Annotated in this window: 17 protein-coding genes and 1 tRNA gene; 16 read left to right on the top strand and 2 right to left on the bottom strand. The window is 63.3% G+C overall.

What is annotated here, in order from left to right:
- The first annotated feature begins 238 nt into the window (after window positions 1-238).
- Complete coding sequence (locus B0G77_RS06415) at window positions 239-2,323, top strand: UvrD-helicase domain-containing protein (protein WP_133661357.1); 2,085 nt, start codon at window positions 239-241, stop codon at window positions 2,321-2,323.
- 152 nt (window positions 2,324-2,475) lie between these two features.
- Window positions 2,476-3,072 (top strand): hypothetical protein, encoded by a 597-nt coding sequence (locus B0G77_RS06410; RefSeq protein ID WP_133661356.1) that lies wholly within the window; start codon window positions 2,476-2,478, stop codon window positions 3,070-3,072.
- Window positions 3,073-3,162: 90 nt separating this feature from the next.
- On the opposite strand, the gene B0G77_RS06405 is transcribed toward B0G77_RS06410, so the two are convergent.
- Window positions 3,163-4,068, bottom strand: a complete 906-nt coding sequence (locus B0G77_RS06405; RefSeq protein WP_133661355.1) for a c-type cytochrome — start codon at window positions 4,066-4,068, stop codon at window positions 3,163-3,165.
- Window positions 4,069-4,363: 295 nt separating this feature from the next.
- Here B0G77_RS06405 and B0G77_RS06400 point away from each other — a divergent pair.
- The 14 genes from B0G77_RS06400 (at window position 4,364) to B0G77_RS06335 (ending at window position 24,078) form a co-directional block, all read left to right on the top strand.
- Window positions 4,364-4,439 (top strand) — tRNA-Arg (locus B0G77_RS06400).
- A 385-nt stretch (window positions 4,440-4,824) separates the two neighbouring features.
- The gene (locus B0G77_RS06395) at window positions 4,825-6,537 is read left to right on the top strand and encodes a glycosyltransferase (RefSeq protein ID WP_133661354.1); all 1,713 of its coding nucleotides are present in this window, start codon (window positions 4,825-4,827) and stop codon (window positions 6,535-6,537) included.
- A 209-nt stretch (window positions 6,538-6,746) separates the two neighbouring features.
- Window positions 6,747-7,889 carry a DegT/DnrJ/EryC1/StrS family aminotransferase gene (locus tag B0G77_RS06390; RefSeq protein ID WP_133661353.1) on the top strand — a complete coding sequence of 381 codons (1,143 nt, stop codon included), beginning with the start codon at window positions 6,747-6,749 and terminating at the stop codon, window positions 7,887-7,889.
- Window positions 7,890-7,928: 39 nt separating this feature from the next.
- Window positions 7,929-8,678: a class I SAM-dependent methyltransferase gene (locus tag B0G77_RS06385; RefSeq protein WP_133661352.1), complete on the top strand. Its 750-nt coding sequence runs from the start codon at window positions 7,929-7,931 to the stop codon at window positions 8,676-8,678.
- On the top strand, window positions 8,675-9,868 hold the full coding sequence (locus B0G77_RS06380; RefSeq protein ID WP_133661351.1) for an aminotransferase class I/II-fold pyridoxal phosphate-dependent enzyme: 1,194 nt from the start codon (window positions 8,675-8,677) through the stop codon (window positions 9,866-9,868). Before B0G77_RS06385 ends, B0G77_RS06380 begins: the two co-directional genes overlap by 4 nt.
- The gene (locus tag B0G77_RS06375; protein ID WP_133661350.1) at window positions 9,865-11,025 is read left to right on the top strand and encodes a DegT/DnrJ/EryC1/StrS family aminotransferase; all 1,161 of its coding nucleotides are present in this window, start codon (window positions 9,865-9,867) and stop codon (window positions 11,023-11,025) included. Before B0G77_RS06380 ends, B0G77_RS06375 begins: the two co-directional genes overlap by 4 nt.
- A complete protein-coding gene (locus B0G77_RS06370; protein ID WP_208116400.1) occupies window positions 11,022-11,741 on the top strand; it encodes a WbqC family protein in 720 nt (239 codons plus the stop codon). Before B0G77_RS06375 ends, B0G77_RS06370 begins: the two co-directional genes overlap by 4 nt.
- A 290-nt stretch (window positions 11,742-12,031) precedes the next feature.
- Window positions 12,032-12,718 carry a glycosyltransferase gene (locus tag B0G77_RS06365; protein ID WP_133661349.1) on the top strand — a complete coding sequence of 229 codons (687 nt, stop codon included), beginning with the start codon at window positions 12,032-12,034 and terminating at the stop codon, window positions 12,716-12,718.
- A 229-nt stretch (window positions 12,719-12,947) separates the two neighbouring features.
- The gene (locus tag B0G77_RS06360; protein ID WP_133664051.1) at window positions 12,948-14,987 is read left to right on the top strand and encodes a tetratricopeptide repeat protein; all 2,040 of its coding nucleotides are present in this window, start codon (window positions 12,948-12,950) and stop codon (window positions 14,985-14,987) included.
- Between the two features lie 59 nt (window positions 14,988-15,046).
- On the top strand, window positions 15,047-16,864 hold the full coding sequence (locus B0G77_RS06355) for a tetratricopeptide repeat protein (protein ID WP_133664050.1): 1,818 nt from the start codon (window positions 15,047-15,049) through the stop codon (window positions 16,862-16,864).
- Window positions 16,861-17,802: a UDP-glucuronic acid decarboxylase family protein gene (locus B0G77_RS06350; RefSeq protein ID WP_133661348.1), complete on the top strand. Its 942-nt coding sequence runs from the start codon at window positions 16,861-16,863 to the stop codon at window positions 17,800-17,802. The genes B0G77_RS06355 and B0G77_RS06350 overlap by 4 nt, the downstream gene beginning before the upstream one ends.
- Window positions 17,799-19,004, top strand: a complete 1,206-nt coding sequence (locus B0G77_RS06345; RefSeq protein WP_133661347.1) for a class I SAM-dependent methyltransferase — start codon at window positions 17,799-17,801, stop codon at window positions 19,002-19,004. Before B0G77_RS06350 ends, B0G77_RS06345 begins: the two co-directional genes overlap by 4 nt.
- Before the next feature lie 52 nt (window positions 19,005-19,056).
- Window positions 19,057-21,543, top strand: a complete 2,487-nt coding sequence (locus B0G77_RS06340) for a tetratricopeptide repeat protein (RefSeq protein WP_133661346.1) — start codon at window positions 19,057-19,059, stop codon at window positions 21,541-21,543.
- Between the two features lie 60 nt (window positions 21,544-21,603).
- Window positions 21,604-24,078 (top strand): tetratricopeptide repeat protein, encoded by a 2,475-nt coding sequence (locus tag B0G77_RS06335; protein ID WP_133661345.1) that lies wholly within the window; start codon window positions 21,604-21,606, stop codon window positions 24,076-24,078.
- Between the two features lie 181 nt (window positions 24,079-24,259).
- Here B0G77_RS06335 and fliT read toward each other — a convergent pair whose 3' ends face one another.
- Window positions 24,260-24,556: a flagellar protein FliT gene (gene fliT / locus B0G77_RS06330; RefSeq protein ID WP_243750943.1), complete on the bottom strand. Its 297-nt coding sequence runs from the start codon at window positions 24,554-24,556 to the stop codon at window positions 24,260-24,262.
- Window positions 24,557-24,589: the final 33 nt, after the last annotated feature.

Raw genomic sequence — 24,589 nt, 5'->3', positions numbered from 1 at the left:
TTCGCCGGCGCGGCGGAACACAGGCCGCTAACGGGCATCGCGATGCGGCGCGACATCGCTATCGAGCACGCCTTTGACTCCGGGTCATCCGTGTTAACATCGCGGGTCTCGCGCTGGTGGTCGATCCCGAATGCGCGCCGCATTTCATGTGGTCGCGCACCGGCCACGCCGCCGCGCTGACTGTCCCTGGGCCGTCTGTTGCCGATGCGCCCCTCAACCGCAATACCATCCACTGACGATGTCCGCAGGCCTGAACTCCGCTCAAAGCGAAGCGGTGCGCTATCTTGATGGTCCGTGTCTCGTGCTCGCCGGCGCGGGTAGCGGCAAGACGCGCGTCATTACGCAGAAGATCGCGCACCTCATCGAAGCCAAGGGTTTCGAGCCGCGCCATATCGCCGCCGTCACATTCACGAACAAGGCTGCCGCGGAAATGCGCGAGCGCGTCGGCAAGCTGCTCGACGGCAAGGTGCTGACGACGCCCGGCAAGGAAGGCCGCAAGGTGCCAGTCAACCAGCTGACCGTGTGCACGTTTCACTCGCTCGGCGTGCAGATCCTGCGCCAGGAGGCGGAGCACGTCGGCCTAAAGCCGCAGTTCTCGATCATGGATTCCGACGACTGCTTCGGCATGATTCAGGAGCAGGTCGGCTCGACGGACAAGGGTTTCATCCGCAAGATCCAGTCGATCATTTCGCTCTGGAAGAACGGCCTGATCATGCCGGAAGAGGCGATCGCGATCGCGGCGAACGAGGACGAGCATCAGGCCGCGATCGTCTACCGCAACTACGTCGCGACGCTGCACGCATACCAGGCCGTCGATTTCGACGACCTGATCCGGCTGCCTGCCGAACTCTTCGCGAACAACGAGCAGGTGCGCGACCGCTGGCAGAACAAGCTGCGCTATCTGCTGATCGACGAGTATCAGGACACGAACGCCTGCCAGTACGAGTTGCTCAAGCAGCTCGCCGGTCCGCGCGCCGCGTTTACCGCGGTGGGCGACGACGATCAGGCCATCTACGGCTGGCGCGGCGCGACGCTCGAAAACCTCGCTCAGCTCGGCAAGGATTTTCCGAAGCTGCACGTGATCAAGCTCGAACAGAACTATCGTTCGACGGTGCGTATCCTGACCGCTGCGAACAATGTGATCGCGAACAATCCGAAGCTCTTCGAGAAGAAGCTGTGGTCCGAGCACGGCATGGGCGACACGATCACCGTTACGCCCTGCAACGACGAGGAGCATGAAGCCGAATCGGTGGTGTTCAGGCTGTCGGCGCACAAGTTCGAGCGGCGCGCGCAGTTCCGCGACTACGCCATCCTGTATCGCGGGAATTTTCAGGCGCGCATCTTCGAACAGGTGCTGCGGCGCGAGCGGATTCCGTATGTGCTGTCGGGTGGCCAGTCGTTTTTCGACAAGGCTGAGATCAAGGACATCTGCGCCTACCTGCGCCTGATCGCCAATGCCGATGACGATCCCGCGTTCATCCGCGCGATCACGACACCGCGTCGAGGGGTGGGCAACACGACGCTCGAGGCGCTGGGTTCGTTTGCCGGGCAGGCGAAGGTGTCGCTCTTTGAAGCGGTGTACATGGGTGGCATCGAGGCGCGGCTGTCGGCGCGTCAGGTCGAACCGCTGCGGACCTTCTGCGATTTCATGCAGCGTCTCACCGATCGCGCCGAAAAGGACGCCGCGACTACCGTGCTCGACGACCTGATGGACGCGATCCACTACGAGGCGTACTTATACGACGCTTTCGACGAGCGCCAGGCGCAGTCGAAGTGGCAGAACGTGCTGGAGTTTCTCGAATGGCTGAAGCGCAAGGGCACGAAACCCGAACCTGAGACCGGCAGCGAAGCCACCGGTTACGACAACGCCGACGGCCTCGCCGACACCGGCAAGAACCTGTTGGGTCTGATCCAGACGGTCGCGCTGATGTCGATGCTCGAAGGCAAGGACGAGGACCCGGATGCAGTGCGTCTGTCGACCGTGCATGCGTCGAAAGGCCTTGAATATCCGCATGTGTTTCTAGTGGGCGTCGAGGAAGGGATCATGCCGCATCGCGGCGGCTCGGACGACGCGCCGATCGACGACGGCCGCATCGAGGAAGAGCGCCGGCTGATGTACGTCGCAATCACGCGGGCGCAGCGCAGCCTGCATCTGAACTGGTGCAAGAAGCGAAAGCGCGCAAGGGAGACCGTGGTGTGCGAGCCGTCGCGCTTCATTCCCGAAATGGGCCTCGATGACGCGCCGCCGCCGACGCCAGAGGAAGCGCCGATGTCGCCGAAGGACCGGCTGGCGAGCCTGAAGGCGCTGCTGCAGAAGCCGTGAGCGTCATCCGTGCCTTCGCGTCCTTGCTGATCGCGATGGCGCCGCGCGCTCGGCGAGGCGGGCGTAAAACCCCGCGTGCGTCAGGTGCATCGTCGGTTTGCCCGCGTGCTTGCGCTAGAGTGGCGCGGCCTGCTTAACGGAGACTCGCCGGCATGACCACACCATTGCTGGAACGCTACAAAGAGGCGCTCGAAGGCTATATCGACGCGAAGGACAACACGCGACCGCAACGCATCGCCGACGTTTTCGCGCCCGACGCCGTGCTCACCTTTTCGCTTGCCACCGCAAACATCGCATTCCCTGCGCGTACGGTCGGCGCGGACGCCATCGCGAAGACGCTCGTCACCGATTTCGCCTTGCAGTATGCGCAGTGCCGAACCTATTACGTGTGCGACGCGCTGGAGCCGCAGGACGGGCAGATCGACGCGCTACCGTGGCTCGTGCTGATGCGTGAGCCGCCGAAGGGCGCGCTGCGCGTCGGCCACGGTCTGTACCGCTGGACGTTCGCGGCGGGGGAAGAGGCGCACGCAGTCCGCGTCACCGATTTTCATATCCACATCGCACGAATGGACGTCGTGCCGGATCACGATGCGACGCTGCTCGCGTCGCTACAGAACGGTCTTACGTATCCATGGCTTTCGCCGGACGCGCTGTTTGAACACTTTCAGGCGCTTGCGCGCAAAACACCGGCGCTGGCGTTCATCGACGCGTTCGCCGCGCCCGTCACGCCGTTGTCCGTGCAGGCGTAAAAAAATCCCTGCGGCGCCTGGGCGCGCGCAGGGATTTTTTCATGTTCACTTCGGCTCGGCAGGTTCCCTGCCTGACCGAAGCCTGGCCAGCTATTTCACCGAGCTGACCATGTAATCGACAGCGGCCTTCACGTCGGCGTCGGACGCGGTCGAGCCACCCTTCGGCGGCATGGCGCCCTTGCCGTGCAACGCGTAGTTGTAGACGGTGTCCATCGAATCCTTCAGACGCGGCGCCCACGCTTCCTTGTCGCCGAACTTCGGTGCGTTGAGCACGCCAGCGGCGTGGCATGCCTGGCAAACCTGCGTATACAGCGCCTTGCCCGCCTGGGACGCGTCCGCGCTTTGCGTCGCGCCCGCGGCGGGAGCCGCAGCCTGCGGAATGCTGGCCATGGCGGCCATCGCGGCGGCCGCCTGCGCTGCGCCCGCGTCGGATGCCCCGGCTGCGGTGGCGGGCGCCGCACTGGAAGCCGCCGCTGTTCCCGAAGCCCCGGCGGCTGGCACAGGCGGATCGGCGAAGTTCGCGCCCGCGTTGTTCGCCATATAGGCGACGGCGCGGCCGATTTCGTAATCGCTAAAGTCGTCGGGGCTCGTGCCGCCGCGAGCGGGCATCGCGCCCTTGCCGGTGAGCGCGGTGTGCCAGAGCGTGTCGAAACCCTGGGCGATGCGTGGCGCCCAGTCGGCGGTATTGGTGAATTTCGGTGCACCGGCGGTGCCGGCGGCGTGGCACGCGGAGCAGACTGCCTTGTAGACTTCCTCGCCGGTCCTGTAGACGCGGGGCGCGTTGGTGTCGCGGATCTCGACCTGGGCGAGCGGCGCGATACGCTGGGCGACGACGGCATCGGAGAGGCTGTCAGTGCCGGCGCCAGTGCGGGTCGAATAGTCGACGTAGTAGGCGAGCAGGATGATGATGGTGATCGGTACAGCGAACCCGGCAATGACGGCAGCGATGAGCTGTGCGGGCGTTTTGATCGGATTTCCGTGGGGTGCTTCGCTCATGCTTGTCTCGTCTCCGGGGATATTGTGAGCGGTACAGCGTGACGGCAACGACCTTTTCTATTAATGCGAGAACGATTATAGACGCAACGTTTCGGCGGCGGCGAGCGGCGGGGAAGCTCTTCAGCAGGCGTTTACCCGCATCGCGGGGCCGCTGCCGCAGGGCGGCCGCGGGCACTTTCACCGGCGCCGGGCGGACGCAAGCGAGCCCTCGGTGGACGTGTCACGGGAAACCGGGTATCCTCTCGGTCTCGCTTGAGGCGCTGCTTTGTTGATTTTGCAGCGCTTTTTGCCGAATGCGCCCGTAGCTCAATGGATAGAGTACTGCCCTCCGAAGGCAGGGGTTGCTGGTTCGATCCCAGCCGGGCGCGCCAAAGATAACGATTTTGCACGAGATGGGCCCGCTTGTTGCAAGCGGGCTTTTTTGTTTCCGGGCGGCAGATTCGATTCGAAAGCCCCGGAACTATCGCCCCCCGCACTCCATCCCACCGCCCCCGCCCCCATCGAGTCCCGCCAGCCCCCGGTCGAAGCAACCGCCGCGCGGCCACAAATCGCCTACCCGGCCAGCCAGCGAACGGAATAGCGCCGAAATCCCGGTCTGTTTGCCTGATTGAACTGTCGCTGCTGACGCTAAGCTCTCGCCATCACCCGGTGTTATCCGTTGGCCCTGCTGACGGCGCGGCGCCGAGCAATCATGGGGACGCTGGCTGACCGCCTGAGCGCCGCTGGCAGATCGATTACAGGAAAGGGTTCGCTTCAATGGCTACCGTCAGCATTCTGATTCCGGCGTACAAGGCCCGGTTTCTGGGAAGGGCACTGACCAGTGCGCAAGGCCAGACGTTTGACGATATCGAGATTCTGGTCGGCGACGACACGCCGGATGCGGCGCTTGAACAGACCGTCAGAAGCTTCGCCGATCCGCGTATCCAGTACTTCCATCATGGCTTCCAGAAAGGCACGCGTAATTCGCAGGCGCTGCTGCAGCGGGCAAGCGGCAAGTACATCAAGTGGCTGTACGACGATGACGTCCTGATGCCCACTTCGGTCGAAGCGCTCGTCGAGGCGTTGCGCGCGCATCCCGAGTCGGCGATGGCGTTCCACGGGCGCGTGATCATCGACGAAAACGACGCCGTGAGCCAGGTGCCCCCGCCCTTGCTCAAGGACGGCGAGCGCGCGTTGATCGACCGTGCGCTTCTCGTACGGGAAATGGTCGGCAAGCTGAACAATTTCATCGGCGAGCCGAGCAACATCATGTTCAACCGTGAAAGGCTGATCGATGCGGCGGGCGTGTTCGACTATCGCTCATGGAAGCTGGACTTTCTCGGCGACGTGGCGATCTATCTGAACCTGTCCGCGCACGGACCGCTCGTCGCAGTAGGCGGGTACCTGAGCGCGTTCCGGCGGCACGATGGCCAAAGCTCGAACGCGCTCAGCCCCAACTTCAGCGCGGGCCTGTATGAATGGGAACTGATGGTGCGCGGCGAGGCGGGGGCCGGGTATCTCGAAGGCGAAGCGCTCGCCTCGGCGCAGCAGCTTTTGACGCAACTCTATTCGAACTGGGCCGGCAAGCTGCCGGAACTCGCGCACCTGCTCGGCAATCTGCAGGAACTGATTGCCCGTCCGACGCACGAACTGTTCGCCTCCCAGCGCTTCCAGGCCGACCTGGAGCGTGCGCGCTCGGCCGTGGCGGCGCGCGTGGCGGCACGTCGAAAGCCCGTGGCGCAGGCGGCACCCGTCGCACAGAAGTTCTGCGTGGTGTGCGACAAGCCCGTCACGGAATGGCTGCCGCACCCGGCTGCCGGGAGCGATCGGGACTTCATGCAGCAGGTCGAATCCGTCGGCTCGACGCTTGAAAAGCATCATTGCCCGAACTGCTATTGCAACGATCGCGACCGCCATCTCTGGCTGTATTTCGCATACTCGGGTCTGCTCGAGAACGCGTCGAGCAAACGTATCCTGCACATCGCGCCGGAAGCACGGCTGGAGCCGCGCATCCGTGCCCTGGAGCCGATGGAGTACATCGCAGGCGACCTGTTTCCCCGTTCGCCGGCGCATCGCAAGATTAACGTCGAGTCGCTCGATTTCCCTGGCGGCTACTTCGATCTGATCATCTGCAATCATGTGCTGGAGCACGTCGACAACCCGGCGCAGGCGATTGCCGAATTCAGCCGTTGCCTCACGCCGACCGGGCATCTGGTCGCGCAGACGCCGTATTCGCCCGTGCTCAAGCATACGTTCGAGTTGAACCGGCCCGTTTCTGGCGCGTTCGCCACGCGCTATTTTGGTCAGGACGATCACGTGCGGCTTTTCGGTGCCGACATCGTCGACTACTTCCGTGGCGCCGGCCTGAGCGGCGATCTGTATCCGCACAAGACGGTGCTGGGCGAGATCGATCCGGACGTCGTCGGCTGCAATGTGCGCGAACCGTTCTTCCTTTTCTCGAAAGGACACATGCCTGCCTTCTCGGCCTGAGCGTCGTGCCCGATGACAGGCGTTTCGCGGAATTGGCGGGCATTCGCCCGCCTGTTTGACCGATCGGGGCGCGGGGACTGGTGACACACTTCGATCAAGCCAACCTGCGCCGTCATCGTCATTCAAGAGCCCGCTCTTAGACCCCGTGGCGCATACAGGGGCGCAAAACAGGGACGTTCATTCGACCCGACCGATTCCAGGCGCACTCCATGAGCGATCCGAAACCGACTTTCGTTCCCGTCACGCAACCGTTCCTACCTCCGCTGGACGAGTTCCGGCCGTACCTCGAAGAAATCTGGGATCGCAAGTGGGTAACCAATAACGGCGTGTTCCATCAGCAACTCGAAGAGCAGTTGTGCGACTACCTCGGTGTCGAGCATCTCTCGCTGTTCTCGAACGGGACGCTGGCGCTGATCACCGCGTTGCAGGCATTGAAGATCACCGGCGAAGTCATCACGACGCCGTTCAGCTTTGTCGCCACGACCCATGCCCTGCACTGGAACGGTATCAAGCCTGTATTTGCCGACATTGACCCAGTCAGTCTGAATCTGGACCCCGAGAAAATCGAAGCGGCAATCACGCCGCAAACCACCGCGCTCCTGCCGGTCCATGTGTATGCCAATCCGTGCGACGTCGAGCGGATCGAGTCGATCGCCGATACCTACGGGCTGCGTGTGATCTACGACGCGGCCCATGCCTTTGGCGTGCGTATCAACGATCGCTCGGTGCTTCACTACGGCGACATGTCGGTGCTGAGCTTTCACGGCACCAAGGTGTTCAACACCTTTGAAGGCGGCGCGATCGTCTGTCGCGACGCGAAGACCAAGCGCCGTATCGACAATCTGAAGAACTTCGGCTTTGTCGATGAGACGACGGTCGTGGCGCCCGGTATCAACGGCAAGATGAACGAAGTTCAGGCCGCCTTCGGACTGCTGCAGCTCAAGCACATGGATGAGGTCAACGCGCAGCGCGCCCGCATCGATGCGCGTTATCGGGATGCGCTTCGCAATCTGCACGGGATCGCGATGCACGACGTGCCGGTGCATTGCACAAGGAACTTTGCGTACTTTCCGATTCTCGTCACGCCGGAGTTCCCTGTCAGCCGGGACGATCTGTATAACGAGCTGCGTGAAAAACATATCGCCGCGCGCCGTTATTTTTACCCGCTGATCAGCGAGTTTCCAATGTACCGCGGCCTGCCGTCTGCAGGTCCGCACAACCTGCCGGTTGCGACGGCGATCTCGCGTCAGGTGCTCTGCCTTCCGATTTTCCCGGCGCTGGATGACGCAGACCAGGAGCGCGTCATCGAGACGATTCTTTCGTGCGCATGGCGCAAGCGCCGCGCAAGCTAAGCCGCACGCCAATCGCCAGACCGGCTACCTGGGACCCTCATGTCAAACGCTACGCAAACCCCATTGCGCGACTACCCCACCGTCGACTACGACGAACACGCACGGACCTGTCCTCCCGACGACTTCTGGGCTCAGGTCAAGCGCACGGTGCGCGGCAAAGCCGTGCCGGACGAGCATATCGACATGATCGTTCACGCGATCCGGCGGCATCTCGCGTTGCAGCCGGATGACGTCGTGCTCGATCTCGCGTGCGGCAACGGCGCGCTGTCCCAGCGGCTGTTCGATGCGTGCGCAGCACTGGTCGGCGTCGACCTGTCCGAATACCTGATCGAGGTCGCTAACGCGCATTTTGCCGACGCGCCGAAGTTCACCTTTATCGCCAACGGCGCAGCCGAATATCTGCTCAACGAGCCGGCGCCAGAACGGTTCACGAAGGTGCTGTGCTACGGCAGCTTCGCGTATTTTTCCCAGCAGGACGCCGAATCTGCGCTGCACCTGCTGCATCGGCGCTTTGCCAAAGTCAATTCGATCTTCATCGGCAACCTGCCGGATCGCGACCGTGCGGCGGCGTTTTACGCGCCGCGCACGCCGTTGCCCGGTGAACTCACCGACCCGCGCGCGCAGATCGGCATTTGGCGCACCCAGGACGAATTTGCCGCGATGGCCGCCGACGCGGGCTGGGACACCGAATTCTCGTCGATGCCGGCGTCGTTCTTCTCAGTGCACTATCGCTACGACGTCGTCTTGCGGCGCCGCGCGACAGGCGGTGCCGGAGGGCCCGCCCAATGAACGGCCGGCAAGGCGCGGCGGATCTCGCGCTGTTCGGCGCGCCACCGCTCTTTACGGCGCCAAAATCGACATCGAATCTCGTTCAGCCGGAGTTCGGACGTTTTCTCGACTACGCGCAGGCGGCGTTCGTCACGCCAGGCACGCCGCCGGGCGCGGTCACGAAGTTGCTGGAAGAGCGCCTCGCGCAGTTTCACGAGGTTGCTCACTGCGTGAGCTTTTGCAGCGGCTTCTGGGCGCTTGCGGTGACGATGATCGCGCTTGCCCGTCCCGGCCGGCGTGAAGTGGTGATGCCGTCGCTAACCTATCGGCGCATGGCCGACGTCGTTGCGTGGACCGGCATGCTGCCGCGCTTTTGCGAAGTTGATTCCTCGACGCTTGCGATCAGCGCCGCGACTGCGAGTGCCTGCCTCGGCGACGACACTGCGCTGCTGCTCGGTGTGCACCCCATAGTCAACTGCTGCGACGTGGAGGGTCTCGTCGACCTCGCGACGCAGCAAGGGATTCCGCTCCTGTTCGATTCTGTCGAATCCGTCTATGAGGCGTGCGATTCGGGCAGGGTGGGTGGTTTCGGCTACGCGGAGTGCTTCTCACTGCACGCAAGCAAGCTGCTCAACGGCTTCGAGGGCGGCTACGTAACCACCAACGATCGGGCGCTCGCCAGCACGCTGGCTAGTCTGCGCGATGGCGGCACGCTGCAGCGGGGCGCACTCGATGCCCGGCTCGGCGACACGCATGCGGCCATGGCGCTTGCCAATCTCGACGAACTCGACGCCCAGGTGTTGCGCAACCGCGAGCGTTATTACCACTACCGCAAGCTGTTACCCGCTGTGCCCGGTATCCGTCTGATCGACTTCGACGAGACACATCGCACCAGTTACAAGAACATCGTGGTCGAACAACTGGACAACTGGCCGCTTTCCCGGTCGCTGACGATCGACATCCTGAACGCCGAGCGTGTGCTGGCGCGGGCATACTACGCGCCGCCGTTGCACAGCAAACCGATGGCGTATCCGTATATCCCCGCCGATCTGCCACAAACGGACCGCCTCGCTGGCCGTTTCGCGCTGATGCCATGCGGCGACTTCGTTACGATTGACGATATCGATACCGTCGTCGCGTTGCTGTCGTTCATACGCGCGCACGCAGACGAAATCCGCGCACGCGTCGAAACCGCAGAGGTGAATGTATGACGGGGCGGCATGCCGCAATGAATCTGCGCGCGCCAGCGTTCGCGCAGGTCGTGGCGATTGGCCAGTACAACATGCCTTCGTGGGACCGCTACGAGGCCGCCATGCGGGATATTTTCGAGCGCCGCTACTACACTAACCAGGGGCCGCTCGCGCGTGCTTTCGAAGAGCGTCTGCAGGATTTTGTCGGCGTCCGGCACGCGGTCTGCGTGACCAATGAAGCCATTGGCCTGATGATGGCAAGCGAGGCGCTAGGCGTGCGCGGCAGCGCGCTGGTGCCCGCTGTGAGCAACGCGGCGGCATTGCACGCGATGGCGTGGTGCGGGGTCGAAGCCGTTGTCTGCGACGTCGACTCCATGACCGGCCAGATGTCGGTCGCGAGTCTCGCAGAGCGGCTCACGACGCCTGTCGGTGCTGTGTTTGCCGCGAATCTCTGGGGTGGCGCGTGCGCGGCCGGCGCGCTGGAGGACTTCGCGCACTCGCGCGGCCTGCCCGTGCTCTTTGATTCCGCGCATGCGTTCGGCTGCGAAATCGGGGGCCGGCGAGTCGGTACGTTTGGCCAGGTCGAAGTGCTGGCCTTCAGCGAAAGGGACGTGCTGAATGCGGGTGGCGGTGCCTGCGTAACGACGGACGATGACGAGCTTGCCGCCCGCCTGCGCAACATTCGCAGTAGCTACGGTGCGGGCCGCCCGGTGGCCGTCGTGAAGACATCGAACGGGCGAATGTCCGAGGCGCAGGCCGCGATCGGGCTGTTGAGCCTTGACGACTACGCCGCTAACCGGGCGCACAACCGGACCCTTTTCGACGCCTATCGCACGCGTCTGGACGCGGTGCGTGGACTACGTGTGGTCGAGCCCGCGAGCGTCGATGTATCGAATCACCAGGCGTTGATGTGCGAGATCGACGAGCAGGTTTTCGGATTGACGCGCGATGCGCTGATCGAACGGCTGGCAGCCGACAATGTCGAGGCGCGTCCGGTGATTGCGGCGCAAGGAGCGTCCGCTGACATAAGCGGCCTGACGGCCGCCGCGCACATCGGCGCGTCGTGGCTGATGCTACCCGTGGGTGCGCACGTGAGCGTGCCGATGGTCGACACGGTGTGCGAGATCATCGGCGAGGCCTCCTCGCGAGCAACCCATGCGGGTGGAGAGCGTTCGTGAAACTCGGCATCATGCAGCCGTATTTTTTCCCGTATCTCGGGCATTTCGCGCTGATTGCTGCCGTCGATGAATGGATCGTCTTCGACGTGACGCAGTACACGCCGAAGACGTGGATGAACCGGAATCGCATTCTTCATCCGAAGGAAGGCTGGCAGTACGCGACAGTGCCGCTGGCGAACTCCTCGACATCGATCAAAACGCATGAAGCGCGCGTACTCAACCTCATCGATACGAAAACGAGCCTGCTTGGCAAGCTCTCCACATTTCGAAAGCATGCACCGTTCTATGCGGAGGTGAGTCAGCTGGTGCGTGACGCGTTCGAGCGCACCACAGGCGATTCGCTGTGTGCGCTGAACGTCAACGCGCTGCAGGCGGTGTGCGAATATCTCGGCCTGCCCTTTTCGTGGCGTATCGGCTCTGAACTGAACCTGGCGTTTCCCGAGGAGATGGGGCCGGGCGACTGGGCGCCGTTCATCTGTCGCGCGCTGGGCGCGACGGAATACGTGAATCCGCTCGGCGGTCGCGATCTTTTCGACCCTGTCAAATTCGCGCGCATCGGCGTATCGCTCCGCTTTGCCGGGTTCGACGAATTCACCTACGACCCCGCGCCGTTCCGGTACGAGCCCCATCTGTCGATCATTGACGTGCTGTTGTGGAATGCACCCGACAAGGTCGCCCACGCGCTCCGCAGTCACGTGACGTTGCAGGCGCCATAGATCAACTTTCCGCGAGCGTGCTGTCGCCGCCGGCTGGGCGCAACGACAGTACGCGGAATAGCGACCATTTACGCGGCTTGATCCATTGATCAGGATCCTGCGGTCGCGGCCACAATAACCCGCAAGATTCAATCATCGCGGTCACAACGCCAGCATCAGGCGTCGTTATCGGCGAGTGGAGATGTTGACAGTGGGCGGCGGCCTTGTGGTCGTGCAGTGCCTCCCGCTCCGCCTCTACGTACTCGACCCGACGAGACTGGATCGTTCGTTTTTTCCTGGATTTTCCTTTTATGAAGCCTATTCGACTGGTTTGCGGCACCCGTGTCTCGTACGACGACTTCGTGCAGAAGACAGCATTGGGACGTTCGCTGACGGTCAGTCGCTACCGGAATCCGCCGCAGCTTCTCCTCTTCGACAACAACAAGGCAGGCCTCTCGACGATCTACAACAAGGCGATCCAGCAGGCGAAAGACAATCCAGCGATCCTGGTCTTCATCCATGACGATATTTACCTGTCCGACTTCTTCTGGATGGACAGGATCCGTGAGGCGGTCGACAAGTTCGACGTGGTCGGTCTGGCGGGCAACACGCGCCGGGTACCGCGTCAACCGGCCTGGATCTTTGTCGATCCGGGCTTCACGCGCGACGATCCGCGCTTCTTCAGCGGCGTGGTCGGCCACGGTAAGGGCTTCCCGTGTAGCGACGTGTCCATGTACGGGCCCGCAGGGCTGGAGTGCAAGCTTCTCGATGGGCTGCTGCTGGCGGCCGATAGCGAGCGTCTGAACGAAGTCGGTCTGGGTTTCGACGAGCAGTTCGCGTTTCACTTTTACGACATGGATTTCTGCCGGCAGGCCGAACTGAAAGGCTTACGGATGGGGACGTGGCCCATCAGCGTTATTCACGAAAGCGGCGGGGCATTCGGTACACCCGCATGGCGCGACGCGTATCAGCGCTATCTGCACAAGTACACAGACTAGGCATGCACACGCCGGGGGGCGAGCCGTCTGATCGATATGACCCGGTGTTCGGCAGCTAAAGCGCGGCAACGCGCTTTAGCGATAGCGATGGCGATGGACAGGAGCAGTGGACATAGTGGGCGACAAAGGTTGTGCGAACGGTAGCGGCGGACAGGGCGCGCAGGATGGCGCGCTGCTGCCGGCTTTCGCCGCCGCCGCGGCGCCTTCGCCCGTTGCCGACGCTGCATTGCTGCAAACCGCGCTTGCGCACCATCGGGCGGGCCGTACCGATAACGCCGCGTTGCTCTACCGCCAGATCCTCGCCGCCGATCCGGAACACGCCGACGCGATGCATTTTCTCGGTCTGCTCCTTTGCGATACAGGCGAGCATGCAACCGGCGTGAAATGGATCGAAGGGTCGATCCGTTTGCTGCCGGATGCGACGTACTACAGCAATCTGGGCAATGTGCTGGCAAGACAGGGCAAACCGGGCGCCGCGATCGCCGCGTATCGGGAGGCGCTCGCACGCCGGCCCGACTATGCCGAGGCGCACAACAACCTTGGCAGCGCGCTGCGCGAAACGGGCGACCCTGTCGCTTCGATGGAAAGCTGTGCGAACGCACTTGCCCTCCGGCCGGACTACGTGGAAGCCTGGAACAACCTCGGCAATGCGCTCAAGGATCATGGCAGCTACGACGCCGCGTTGAAGAGCTACGCGAAAGCGCTCGGGTTGCGCCCGGACTACGCCGAGGCGCACAACAATCTCGGCAACCTGTTCGAAAAGCTGGGCCGGCTCGATGAGGCGACGGCGTGCTATCGCCGTGCCATAGCATTGAAGCCCGGCGTCGCAGCCATACACAACAACCTCGGCAACGTGCTGCGTGACCGGGGCTATCTCGACGACGCCGTTGCCAGCTTTCGTCAGGCGATCGCGCTTGATGCCGATCTGTTTCAGGCGCACAGCAACCTGCTGCTGCAACTCAACTTTTTGCCGCACGTGCCGCCGGGCGATCAGTTCGCCGAAGCGCGCCGCTTCGGCGAACTGCAGATCGTGCGGACGCGTCCGTTTGTGCACGAACCGGAGGTGGGCGATGCAGAGCGCCGTCTGCGCATCGGTCTGGTGTCCGGCGACCTGAACACGCATCCGGTCGGCTTCTTCCTCGAAAACGTGGTCGCCCGGCTGGAGACGGCGCAGATCGAACTCGTCGCGTACCCGACGCGAATTCACGAAGACGCCCTGACGGCCCGGCTCAAGCAGCATTTCTCCGCATGGCATCTGCTGGCGGGACGCGATGACGAAGCCTGCGCCAAACAGATCTGCGCGGACCGCATCGACATTCTGGTCGACCTGTCCGGACATACGAATCACAACCGGCTATCGATGTTCGCCTGGAAGCCCGCGCCGGTTCAGGTGAGCTGGCTGGGCTACTTCGCGACCACGGGTCTACGGTCGATCGACTACGTGCTCGGTGACCGTTACGTCCTGCCGGATACCGAAACGGCGCACTTCGTCGAACTGCCTTGGTGTTTGCCGGACAGCTATCTCTGCTTTACGCCGCCAGAGCCGGAAATCGCCACTGATCCGTTGCCGATGCTGACAAGCGGTACGGTGACGTTCGGCTCCTTCAACCATCTCGTCAAACTGAACGACGCCGTCGTGGCCCTGTGGGCACGTGTGCTGCACGCGGTGCCGGGTTCGCGGCTCTACCTCAAGACGAAGCAGCTCAACGATCCGTCCGTGCAGTGCGCCACGGCCGCGCGATTCGCAGCGCTTGGCATCGATGACGCGCGTCTGATCCTCGAAGGGGAGTCGCCGCGCGCCGCGCTGCTCGCCGCCTACAACCGGGTGGACATTGCGCTTGACCCGTTCCCGTACCCGGGCGGCACGACGACCGTCGAAGCGTTGTGGATGGGTGTGCCCGTGCTGACTCGCCGGGGCAACCGGTTTCTGTCGCATGTCGGCGAAAGCATTCTGCACAACGCAGGCATGCCGCAGTGGATCGCCCACAACGACGACGACTACGTCGTCAAAGCTGTGACCTTCGCCGCCGCGCATGACCGCCTGAAGCGTCTGCGAGCGGGTCTGCGCCAGCAACTTCTTGCGTCGCCGCTTTGCGATGCGTCGCGCTTTGCGCGAAACCTCGAAGCGGCATTCAGGGGCATGTGGCGCCAGTACGTTGCTGGTGCCCAGGCCCGTCCGCGCCCTCAAGCGGGTGCCCAAAAAGTCGTTAACACAGAGCGACGCCCACCAGAGAACGCCCCGAATCACACGGGGCACATTTCACCATGAACGACCTCGGTCATCACGACCCGTCACCGCTCGAAGGCGGCGGTGCCTCCTGGCTGCGTATGCCGTCGCCGGCGATCTCCGCCATAACGCCCGCACCGCTGACGGTGCCGCTGGAAGCCGCACTCCAGACCGCGCTCGAGCATCATCAGGCCGATCGCCTCGACGAGGCCGAGACGCTCTATCGGCAAATTCTCTCGACCCACCCGGACCATGCGGACGCACAGCACCTGCTGGGACTTATCGCGCATCAATTCGGGCAATACGACACCGCCTCTGAGCTGATCATGGCGGCGATCTCCAGCAACCCGCAGGCGATCTACTACTACAACCTTGGCAACGTCATGCAGACACACAATCGGCCTGCAGCCGCCGCCGAGTGTTTCCGCCAGGCGTTAGCGCTGCAGCCGGACTATGTCGACGCGCATAACAATCTTGGCAATGCGCTGCGTGCCCTCAAGGAGTATGAAGCGGCGGCGCAGGCGTTTTGCGACGTCCTCAGCCTGCAGCCGGAGCACGGGCAGGCATACAACAACCTCGCGAACACGCTGATGGAACTCGACGAACTCGATGCCGCTATCGAGGCATACCGTCAAGCCATTTCGCTGCGACCGGATTTCGCCGCGCCGCGCAGCAATCTGCTGTTCGCTCTGAACTATAGACACGACCTGTCGGTAGCAGAGTACCTGGACGAGGCGCAGCGCTTTGCGCAAAGCGCTGGCGCGCAGGTGAAACCCTCGTCGGACTGGCTGGTGGATATCGGACCGCGAACGGCACGGCCGTTGCGCGTCGGCGTCGTCTCGGGCGATCTCAAGAAGCACCCGGTCGGGTACTTTCTGGAAAGCGTCGTAGCGAATCTTGATCCGGCGCGCGTCGAACTCTTCGCCTACCCGACGCGCGTGCTCGAAGACGAACTGACGTACCGCATCATGCCGCGCTTTGCCGCATGGACGAGCATTGCCGGCATGAGCGACGAAGCGGCCGCGCGGAAGATTCGCGACGACCGCGTCGACGTGCTCATCGATGCGTCGGGCCACACCACGTACAACCGTTTGCCACTTTTCGCGCGCAAGCCCGCGCCGGTACAGGTGAGCTGGCCTGGCTATTTTGCCAGTACGGGTTTGCGCACAATCGACTATGTGCTCGGCGACCGTCACGTGTTGCCTGCTGCGGAAGAAGCGCACTTCGTCGAGAAGCCGTGGCGCCTGCCTGACAGCTACCTGTGCTTCACGCCGCCGCGCGATGACGTCAAGGTCGGGCCGCTGCCGATGCTCGCCAACGGCCACGTGACGTTCGGAAGCTTCGGCAAGCTGACGAAGGTGACCGACCCCGTCATCGCCGTATGGTCCCGCCTGCTGCTGGCGGTATCGGGATCGCGCCTGTTCCTCAAGGCTGAACACCTCGACGTCGCGCACGTCCGCGAGGCAGTCGTCCGTCGTTTCGCCGCCCATGGAATCGCCGCTTCGCGATTGATCCTGGAAGGCCATTCGCCCCGCGCCGAATATCTGGCGGCGTTCAATCGCGTCGACATCACGCTAAGCCCGTTTCCGTATGCGGGCGGTACCACGACGGCCGAAGGCTTGTGGATGGGCGTGCCGGTGCTATGTCGCCGCGGCGACCGCTTCCTGTCGCACATCTGCGAAAGCCTGTTGCACTCGGCTGGTCTCGGCGGCTGGATTGCCAACGACGACGAAGACTATATCGCCCGGGCAGTAGCCTTTGCCGGTGATCGCGAACGCCTGAAAACCCTGCGCGCGGGTCTGCGCGAGCAGGTTCTCGCGTCGCCGCTGTGCGATGCACCGCGGTTTGCGAGGAATCTCGAGAGCGCGCTTCACGGGATGTGGGCCCAACACGTCGCCAGTGTGGAATCGACGCAATGAACGCGGACTCGATCCTGATTACCGGCGGCGCCGGCTTTCTTGGCTCGCACCTGTGCGAGCGGCTGGTGCGCGCCGGCCACGACGTGATGTGCGTCGACAATTTTCATACCGGCAGCAAGCAGAACATCCAGCATCTGATCGGCGAGGTGAACTTCGAGCTGATTCGCCATGACGTGTGGCTGCCCCTCTACGTCGAGGCGGACCGCGTGTTCAACATGGCCTGTCCGGCGAGTCCCGTGCACTATCAGAGCGATCCTGTTTCCACCGTGAAGACGGCGGTCCTCGGCGCGATCAACATGCTGGGGCTAGCCAAACGCTGCAATGCCAGGATCCTGCAGGCATCGACAAGCGAAGTCTATGGCGATGCGCAGCAGCATCCGCAGCAGGAAAGTTACTGGGGCAATGTGAATCCGAACGGACCGCGCGCCTGCTATGACGAAGGGAAGCGTTGCGCCGAAACGCTATTTTTCGACTATCACCGGCAGCACGGCGTCGACATCCGGATCGTACGGATCTTCAACACCTATGGACCGCGCATGCGCCCTGACGATGGCCGCGTCGTGTCGAACTTCATCATGCAGGCATTGAAGGGCGAACCGATCACGCTATACGGCGATGGCAGCCAGACCCGCTCGTTCTGCTACGTCGATGATCTGGTCGAAGGGCTGCTGCGGATGATGGACCAGGACGACGAAGTCGGCCCGGTGAATGTCGGCAATCCGTCGGAAATCACGATCCGGGAACTGGCGGAAACGGTGCTGCGTCTGACCGGCTCGAAGAGCCGTCTCGTGTACCGTCCGCTTCCCCCGGACGATCCTGTTCAACGTCGGCCCGACATCTCGAAGGCGCGCCGGCATCTCGACTGGCAGCCCGGCATTGAACTCGAAGACGGTCTGAAGGAGACCATCGCATATTTCAGGAAGGTGGTGACATCATGAGTCTCGATATGGTGGCAGCGAGCTGCCCGGTTTGCGCTCACTTTGTCGCAGCCCGCTTTTTTCCGGCCGGCGAGCAAACCCTGGCGACGCTCGCCTGGCCGACGTCGGCCGAAGGCGCACGCGCGTTGCCGCGCCATGCGCAGGACTTCGTCCAATGTCCGGCCTGTTCGCATGTCTGGAATCACAAATTCCGTTACGAAGCGATTCCCTACGAAAGCAATCCGAACCGGATGTTCAACAACGGCTCGATCTGGAAGGGCCATCTTGCGGAGACGCGCGATCTGCTGTTGAACCGGCTGGCTGATGCACCGCTAGTCGTCGAGATCGGTTGCGGAGAAGGGCATTTCGTGCGCGGGCTCGCGCAGGCGCGCGAGGCGGGCCGTTTTGTCGGCTTCGATCCGAACGCGAGCCCCGAAACGGGCAACGGTGTCGAGTTTCATGCGCGGCTGTTCGAGCCGCTCGTCGACATGGCTACTTTCACGCCCGACGCCGTCGTGATTCGTCACGTGCTTGAACACCTCACCGAACCGGCGAAGCTGCTGGAAGCGCTTGCGTGGGGCGCGGCCATGCAGGGCAAGGAATGCTGGCTGTTCGCTGAAGTGCCGTGTATTGACCGTGTCTTCGAAACCAGCCGGCTCGCTGATTTTTTCTACGAGCATGTGTCGCATTTCACCACCGAGTCGTTCCGTGCGTTGATGTCGCGTGCGGGCGAGGTCGTCACGCTCGAACACGGCTACGACGGCGAAGTTGTCTACGCGCTTGTCAGGCTCGGCGTCTCTACGCAGTCGCGCGTACGTGCCGAAGCCGCGGCCCGTTTCGCAGCGCGCACGGTGACAAGCCGCAAGACCATCGCGCAGCAACTGTCGGCGATTTCGGCATCGGGCAAACGCGTCGCAATCTGGGGAGGGACGGGGAAGGCCGCAGCCTTCATCCATCAATTCGGCGCCGACGCCCTGCGCTTTCCGCTGGTTGTCGACTCTGATCCACACAAGGCTGGCACCTACGTGCCGGGAACCGGGCAGCAGATCCAGTACCGCGACGTGCTGAAGGACTCTGCGGTCGATGTCATTGTGATACCCACGCAGTGGCGGGCGCGTGACATTATTGCCGAGATGTCACGTGAAGGAATCACGGTGCTGGACGTGATGATCGAGCACGACGGTGAACTCGTAAGCTTCGGCACCGCCTCCCACCCCTATTGACCAACCGGACGGTGCCGCGGGAGGCGTTTCCGCGCGCCGCCCCGACAGAGCCATGCAAGATATTTCCCACTCCCTGAAAGCAGCGCTGGCGCATCACCGGTCCGGCGAACTGGCCGAGGCGAAGAGGCTGTACGAGCAGATCCTGCAGGTGCAGCCGGAGCAGGCGGATGCGCTGCATTACCTGGGGCTGCTGGCCTGTCAGGTGCAGCAGCACGAGGTGGGCATCAGGCTGATGGAGCGCTCGATCGCGGTGCAGCCGCAGCCGGCGTATTACAACAATCTGGGCAACATGCTGCTGGAGCGTGGGCAGCTGGCACAGGCGATCGAGCATTACCGGCGGGCGGTGTCGTTAAAACCGGATTACCCGGAGGCGCACAACAACCTGGGTAACGCGCTGCGCGAGGCGCGGCAGCCACAGGCATCGATGCTCAGCTGCGCGCAGGCGATCGAGCTGCGCCCGGGGTACGCCGAGGCCTACAACAACCTGGGCAATGCGCTGCAGGACCTGGGTGAGCTGGAGGCCGCGGCGGCCAGCTATGGCAAGGCGGTGGTGTTGCGGCCGGAGTATGCGCAGGCGCACAACAACCTGGGCAATGTGCAGCGGGCGCAGGGGCGGCTCGATGAGGCGATCGCAAGCTACCGGCGGGCGGTGTCGCTGATGCCGCAGCTGCGCATGGCGCATCACGGCCTGGGGCTGGCGCTGCGCGAGCGCGGCGCGCTGGCGGAGGCGATCGAGAGCCTGCGCCGCGGGCTGGGTGGAGATGACGCGAACGCGCACAACAGTCTGGGTTGCGCGCTGCGCGATGCGGGCGAACTCGAAGAGGCGGTGACGCAGTTCGAGGCGGCCGTTGCGCTGGATCCGAAGCTGGCGATCGCGCACTGCAACCTGGGGGGCGCGTTGAGGCGCCAGAAAAAACACGACGCGGCAATCGTGTCGTGCCAGCGCGCGCTCGAACTCGACCCCCGGCTGGGCGAGGCGTACAGCAATCTGGGCAATGCGTACCACGAACTCGAAAAGCATGAGGCGGCCGAGCTGAGTTACCGCTATGCGCTCGAGCTCAACCCTGACGATGCCGTCGTGCAAGACGAACTGACGACGGTGCTGCTCAAGCTGGAGAAGCTCGAAGAAGCGATGGTAAGCAGCAACAAGGCCATGTCGCTCGTCATGCCGACTGCGCGGATGTACATCAATCTCGGTGACATTCTGCGCGCGCAAGGCGACCTCGTCAGATCGGCCGCTGTTTACCGCCAGGCGATCCAGCTTGCGCCAGATCGAGTAGAGGCCTATAACCGCCTGCTGTTCAATCTCGCGGGTTCACCGAATACCTCGGTGGAAGCGTTCCATGAAGAAGCGGTCCGTTTCGGCGACCTGATGGCCGAACACGCGAGGCCCTGGCGTCATTCGCCGCCCGTGAGCGGGGAGGCGCGCCCGCTGCGGGTGGGCTTCATGTCCGGCGACCTGAGATTGCACCCGATCGGCATCTTTCTTGAATCTGTCTGCGCGCACCTCGACTCCGCGCGCGTACAACTGGTCGCCTACTCGACCTGCGAGATCGAAGACGACATCACTGCACGCCTCAAGCCGTATTTTTCCGGGTGGCACGCGCTGCATCACCTGAGCACTGAAGCGGCCGCGCAAAAGGTCTACGACGATCGAATCGATATTCTGGTCGATCTGTCCGGACATACGGCCTTCACCGGAATTCCCGTGTTCGCGTGGAAGCCGGCGCCGGTACAGGTGACGTGGATCGGTTTTTTTGCGACCACGGGCTGCAAGGCCATCGACTATGTTCTGGGGGACCGTCACGTGTTGCCGGAGTCGGAGGCATCGCACTTCGTGGAGAAGCCCTGGCGCCTGCCGGACAGCTATCTGTGTTTCACGCCGCCCGAGCCCGAGGTGAAGATCGGTCCGCTGCCGATGCTTACGAATGACGGTGTGACCTTTGGCTGCTTTGGCAAGCATATCAAGCTGAACGATAACGTCATTGCCGTTTGGTCCCGCCTGCTGCATGCGGTGCCAGGCTCGCGGCTGTTCCTGAAGTCGCCGGGGAGCAATGTGAAAGACATCTGGCGCTCGACGGTGGCACGCTTTGCGTCACATGGCATCGACGCGGGGCGGCTGATCCTTGAAGCCGGCTCGCCGCGTGCGGAGTATCTCAATGCCTACAATCGCGTGGACATCACGCTGAGCCCGTTTCCCTATCCGGGGGGTACCACGACTGCCGAAGCCCTCTGGATGGGCTCGCCGGTACTGTGCATGAAAGGCGACCGGTTCGTCACCCACATCTGCGAGAGCCTGCTGCACACGGCGGGTCTCGAAGACTGGATCGCCGAAAACGAGGAGGACTACATCGCCAGGGCCGTGGCGTTCTCTGCGGACCGCGAGCGTCTGCGCGTGCTGCGGGCGGGCCTGCGCGCGCAGGTGCTGGCCTCGCCGCTATGCGATGCACAGCGTTTCGCCCGCAATCTCGACGACGCCTTCCAGGGCATGTGGGCCCGGTACTGCGCCGGTGTCGCCGAAGCAGCCACCGCGGCGTGAATGAATGGAGCAGTTGGCGAGCGGGCGTGTGATTGTCCGTGAACGCCGCGCTAAAGAGCGATGCAAGATATTTCTCACTCCCTGAAAGCAGCGCTGGCGCATCACCGGTCCGGCGAACTGGCCGAGGCGAAGAGGCTGTACGAGCAGATCCTGCAGGCGCAGCCGGAGCAGGCGGATGCGCTGCATTACCTGGGGCTGCTGGCCTGTCAGGTGCAGCAGCACGAGGTGGGCATCAGGCTGATGGAGCGCTCGATCGCGGTGCAGCCGCAGCCGGCGTATTACAACAATCTGGGCAACATGCTGCTGGAGCGTGGGCAGCTGGCACAGGCGATCGAGCATTACCGGCGGGCGGTGTCGTTAAAACCGGATTACCCGGAGGCGCACAACAACCTGGGTAACGCGCTGCGCGAGGCGCGGCAGCCACAGGCATCGATGCTCAGCTGCGCGCAGGCGATCGAGCTGCGCCCGGGGTACGCCGAGGCCTACAACAACCTGGGCAATGCGCTGCAGGACCTGGGTGAGCTGGAGGCCGCGGCGGCCAGCTATGGCAAGGCGGTGGCGCTGCGGCCGGAGTATGCGCAGGCGCACAACAACCTGGGCAATGTGCAGCGGGCGCAGGGGCGGCTCGATGAGGCGATCGCAAGCTACCGGCGGGCGGTGTCGCTGATGCCGCAGCTGCGCATGGCGCATCACGGCCTGGGGCTGGCGCTGCGCGAGCGCGGCGCGCTGGCGGAGGCGATCGAGAGCCTGCGCCGCGGGCTGGGTGGAGATGACGCGAACGCGCACAACAGTCTGGGTTGCGCGCTGCGCGATGCGGGCGAACTGGAAGAGGCGGTGACGCAGTTCGAGGCGGCCGTTGCGCTGGATCCGAAGCTGGCGATCGCGCACTGTAACCTGGGGGGCGCGTTGAGGCGCCAGAAGAAACACGACGCGGCAATCGTGTCGTGCCAGCGCGCGCTCGAACTCGACCCCCGGCTGGGCGAGGCGTACAGCAATCTGGGCAATGCGTACCGCGAACTCGAAAAGCATGAGGCGGCCGAGCTGAGTTACCGCCATGCGCTCGAGCTCAACCCTGACGATGCCGTCATGCACCACAATCTGGTGGTTCTGCTCGTCGAACAGCGCAAGCTTGAAGAGGCGCTGGCGAGTTGTCGCAAGGCGCTTTTACTGGACGGGGCGGCGGCTATACATGCCACGCATGGAGACATTCTTCACGCACTCGGGCAGCATGAGGCTGCAGTTGACGCCTATCTCGAAGCACTCGAACGGGGTTTCCGGGCAGTCAATATGTATTACTCGCTGATGTTCAGCATGACATCCGTTGCGCGCTTTTCGCCCGAGACGGTGCGTGGTTATGCGTCCCGGTTTGGCGAGCGGGCGGCCGAAGACGCGCGACCCTGGCATCACGTGCCGGCGAGCACGGAGGGCACGCGGCCGCTGCGCGTGGGGTTTGTCTCCGGCGATCTGAAGTGCCACCCTGTTGCCTTTTTCCTCGAAAATGTCATCGCACACCTGAACCGGAAGCGCGTGCAACTGGTCGCGTACTCGACGCATGCCTTCGTGGATCAAATGACCGTGCGCCTGAAGCCCCGTTTCGAGCGGTGGCACGACGTGAGTGGTATGCCTGACGACGCTTGCGCGAATCTCATTCGTTCCGATCGCATCGACATCCTGGTCGATCTGTCAGGGCATACCGCATACAGCCGGCTGTCGGTGTTTGCCTGGAAGCCGGCGCCGGTGCAGGTGACCTGGCTTGGCTTTTTCGCGACCACCGGGCTCGAGGCCATTGACTATATTCTGGCGGACCGTCATGTGTTGCCGGAGTCCGAAGCGTCGCACTTCGTGGAGAAGCCCTGGCGCCTGCCGGACAGCTATCTGTGCTTTGCACCGCCCGAGCCGGAAATCGCGATCGACTCGCTGCCCGCGTCGAAAAATGGATTCGTGACGTTCGGCTGTCTGAATAACGCCGACAAGATCGGCGACGCAGCGGTTGCGCTCTGGTCGCGTGTACTGCATGCGGTGCCCGGCTCACGTCTGCTTTTGAAGGCCAAGCAGTTCATGAGGCCGACGGGGTGCAACGCAATGACCGAACGGTTTGAGGCGCATGGCATTGCCACAGAGCGCCTCTTGCTGGAGGGTTTCACGACGCGGACTGCACATCTCGAGACATACAACCGCGTCGATCTCGCGCTCGATCCCTTTCCGTATCCGGGGGGAACGACGAGCGTGGAAAGCCTGTGGATGGGCGTTCCGGTGCTCACGCGCCGCGGCGACCGGTTTCTGTCGCACGTGGGCGAAACGATTGCCCAGACCGCGGGTATGGCAGACTGGATTGCCGCAGACGATGATGATTACATCGCCAAAGCCGTGGCATTCTCTGCGGACCGTGAGCGTCTGCGCGTGCTGCGGGCGGGCTTGCGCGAGCAGCTTCTGGCATCGCCGCTATGCGACGCCGCGCGCTTCGCGCGCAACCTGGAAGAGGCGTTCGAAGGAATGTGGGAGAGGTACATTGCCGGGGCTCCGAGCGGAACCTGACGGCGTGCTGAGCGTCGGCAGACCCTGGGCGGCGGGTCGCTGCGCATGTGCGTCCCGCTGCCGCACGAAAAAAAAGCCGCATGACTGCGGCTTTCCCGGGCACCTCTACCATTCCCCATTCGATGGATGGGGTATTCACTGCGTTATGCCAGATTCCGTTGCGGCGCGCGCCGTCGGTACTTCAAAGCATCGCCGTCGAGTGATACTTGCTCACTGAATCGATACGCCGTATCGCGCAATTGTGATGCTCCTCGAGCTTCTCCTTGCCGGCCTTGATCTGCTCCGTGACTGCACGGTCGATTTGCTGGATTTCGCGGATCATGGCGAGCGCTTCCTCCGGCTGCCCGGGCTGCAGGGACATTAACAGGGCCGAGCGCTCGTCACCCAGTGCCGCTGCCTGCACCCAGTCGCCCTGCGCGACGGCGGTTTTGAGTGCGTGCGTCAACGTGAGGGCGCGGCGAAGCGAATTGCTTTCCATGCTTCCCACTCCTGAAAGTCGATAATGACAGGT

Origin of the sequence: Paraburkholderia sp. BL10I2N1 (assembly GCF_004361815.1) — a bacterium.
GTDB lineage: Bacteria > Pseudomonadota > Gammaproteobacteria > Burkholderiales > Burkholderiaceae > Paraburkholderia.
The sequence above is the reverse complement of the archived record's forward strand: the minus strand, read 5'-3'. Positions and strand labels throughout refer to the sequence as shown.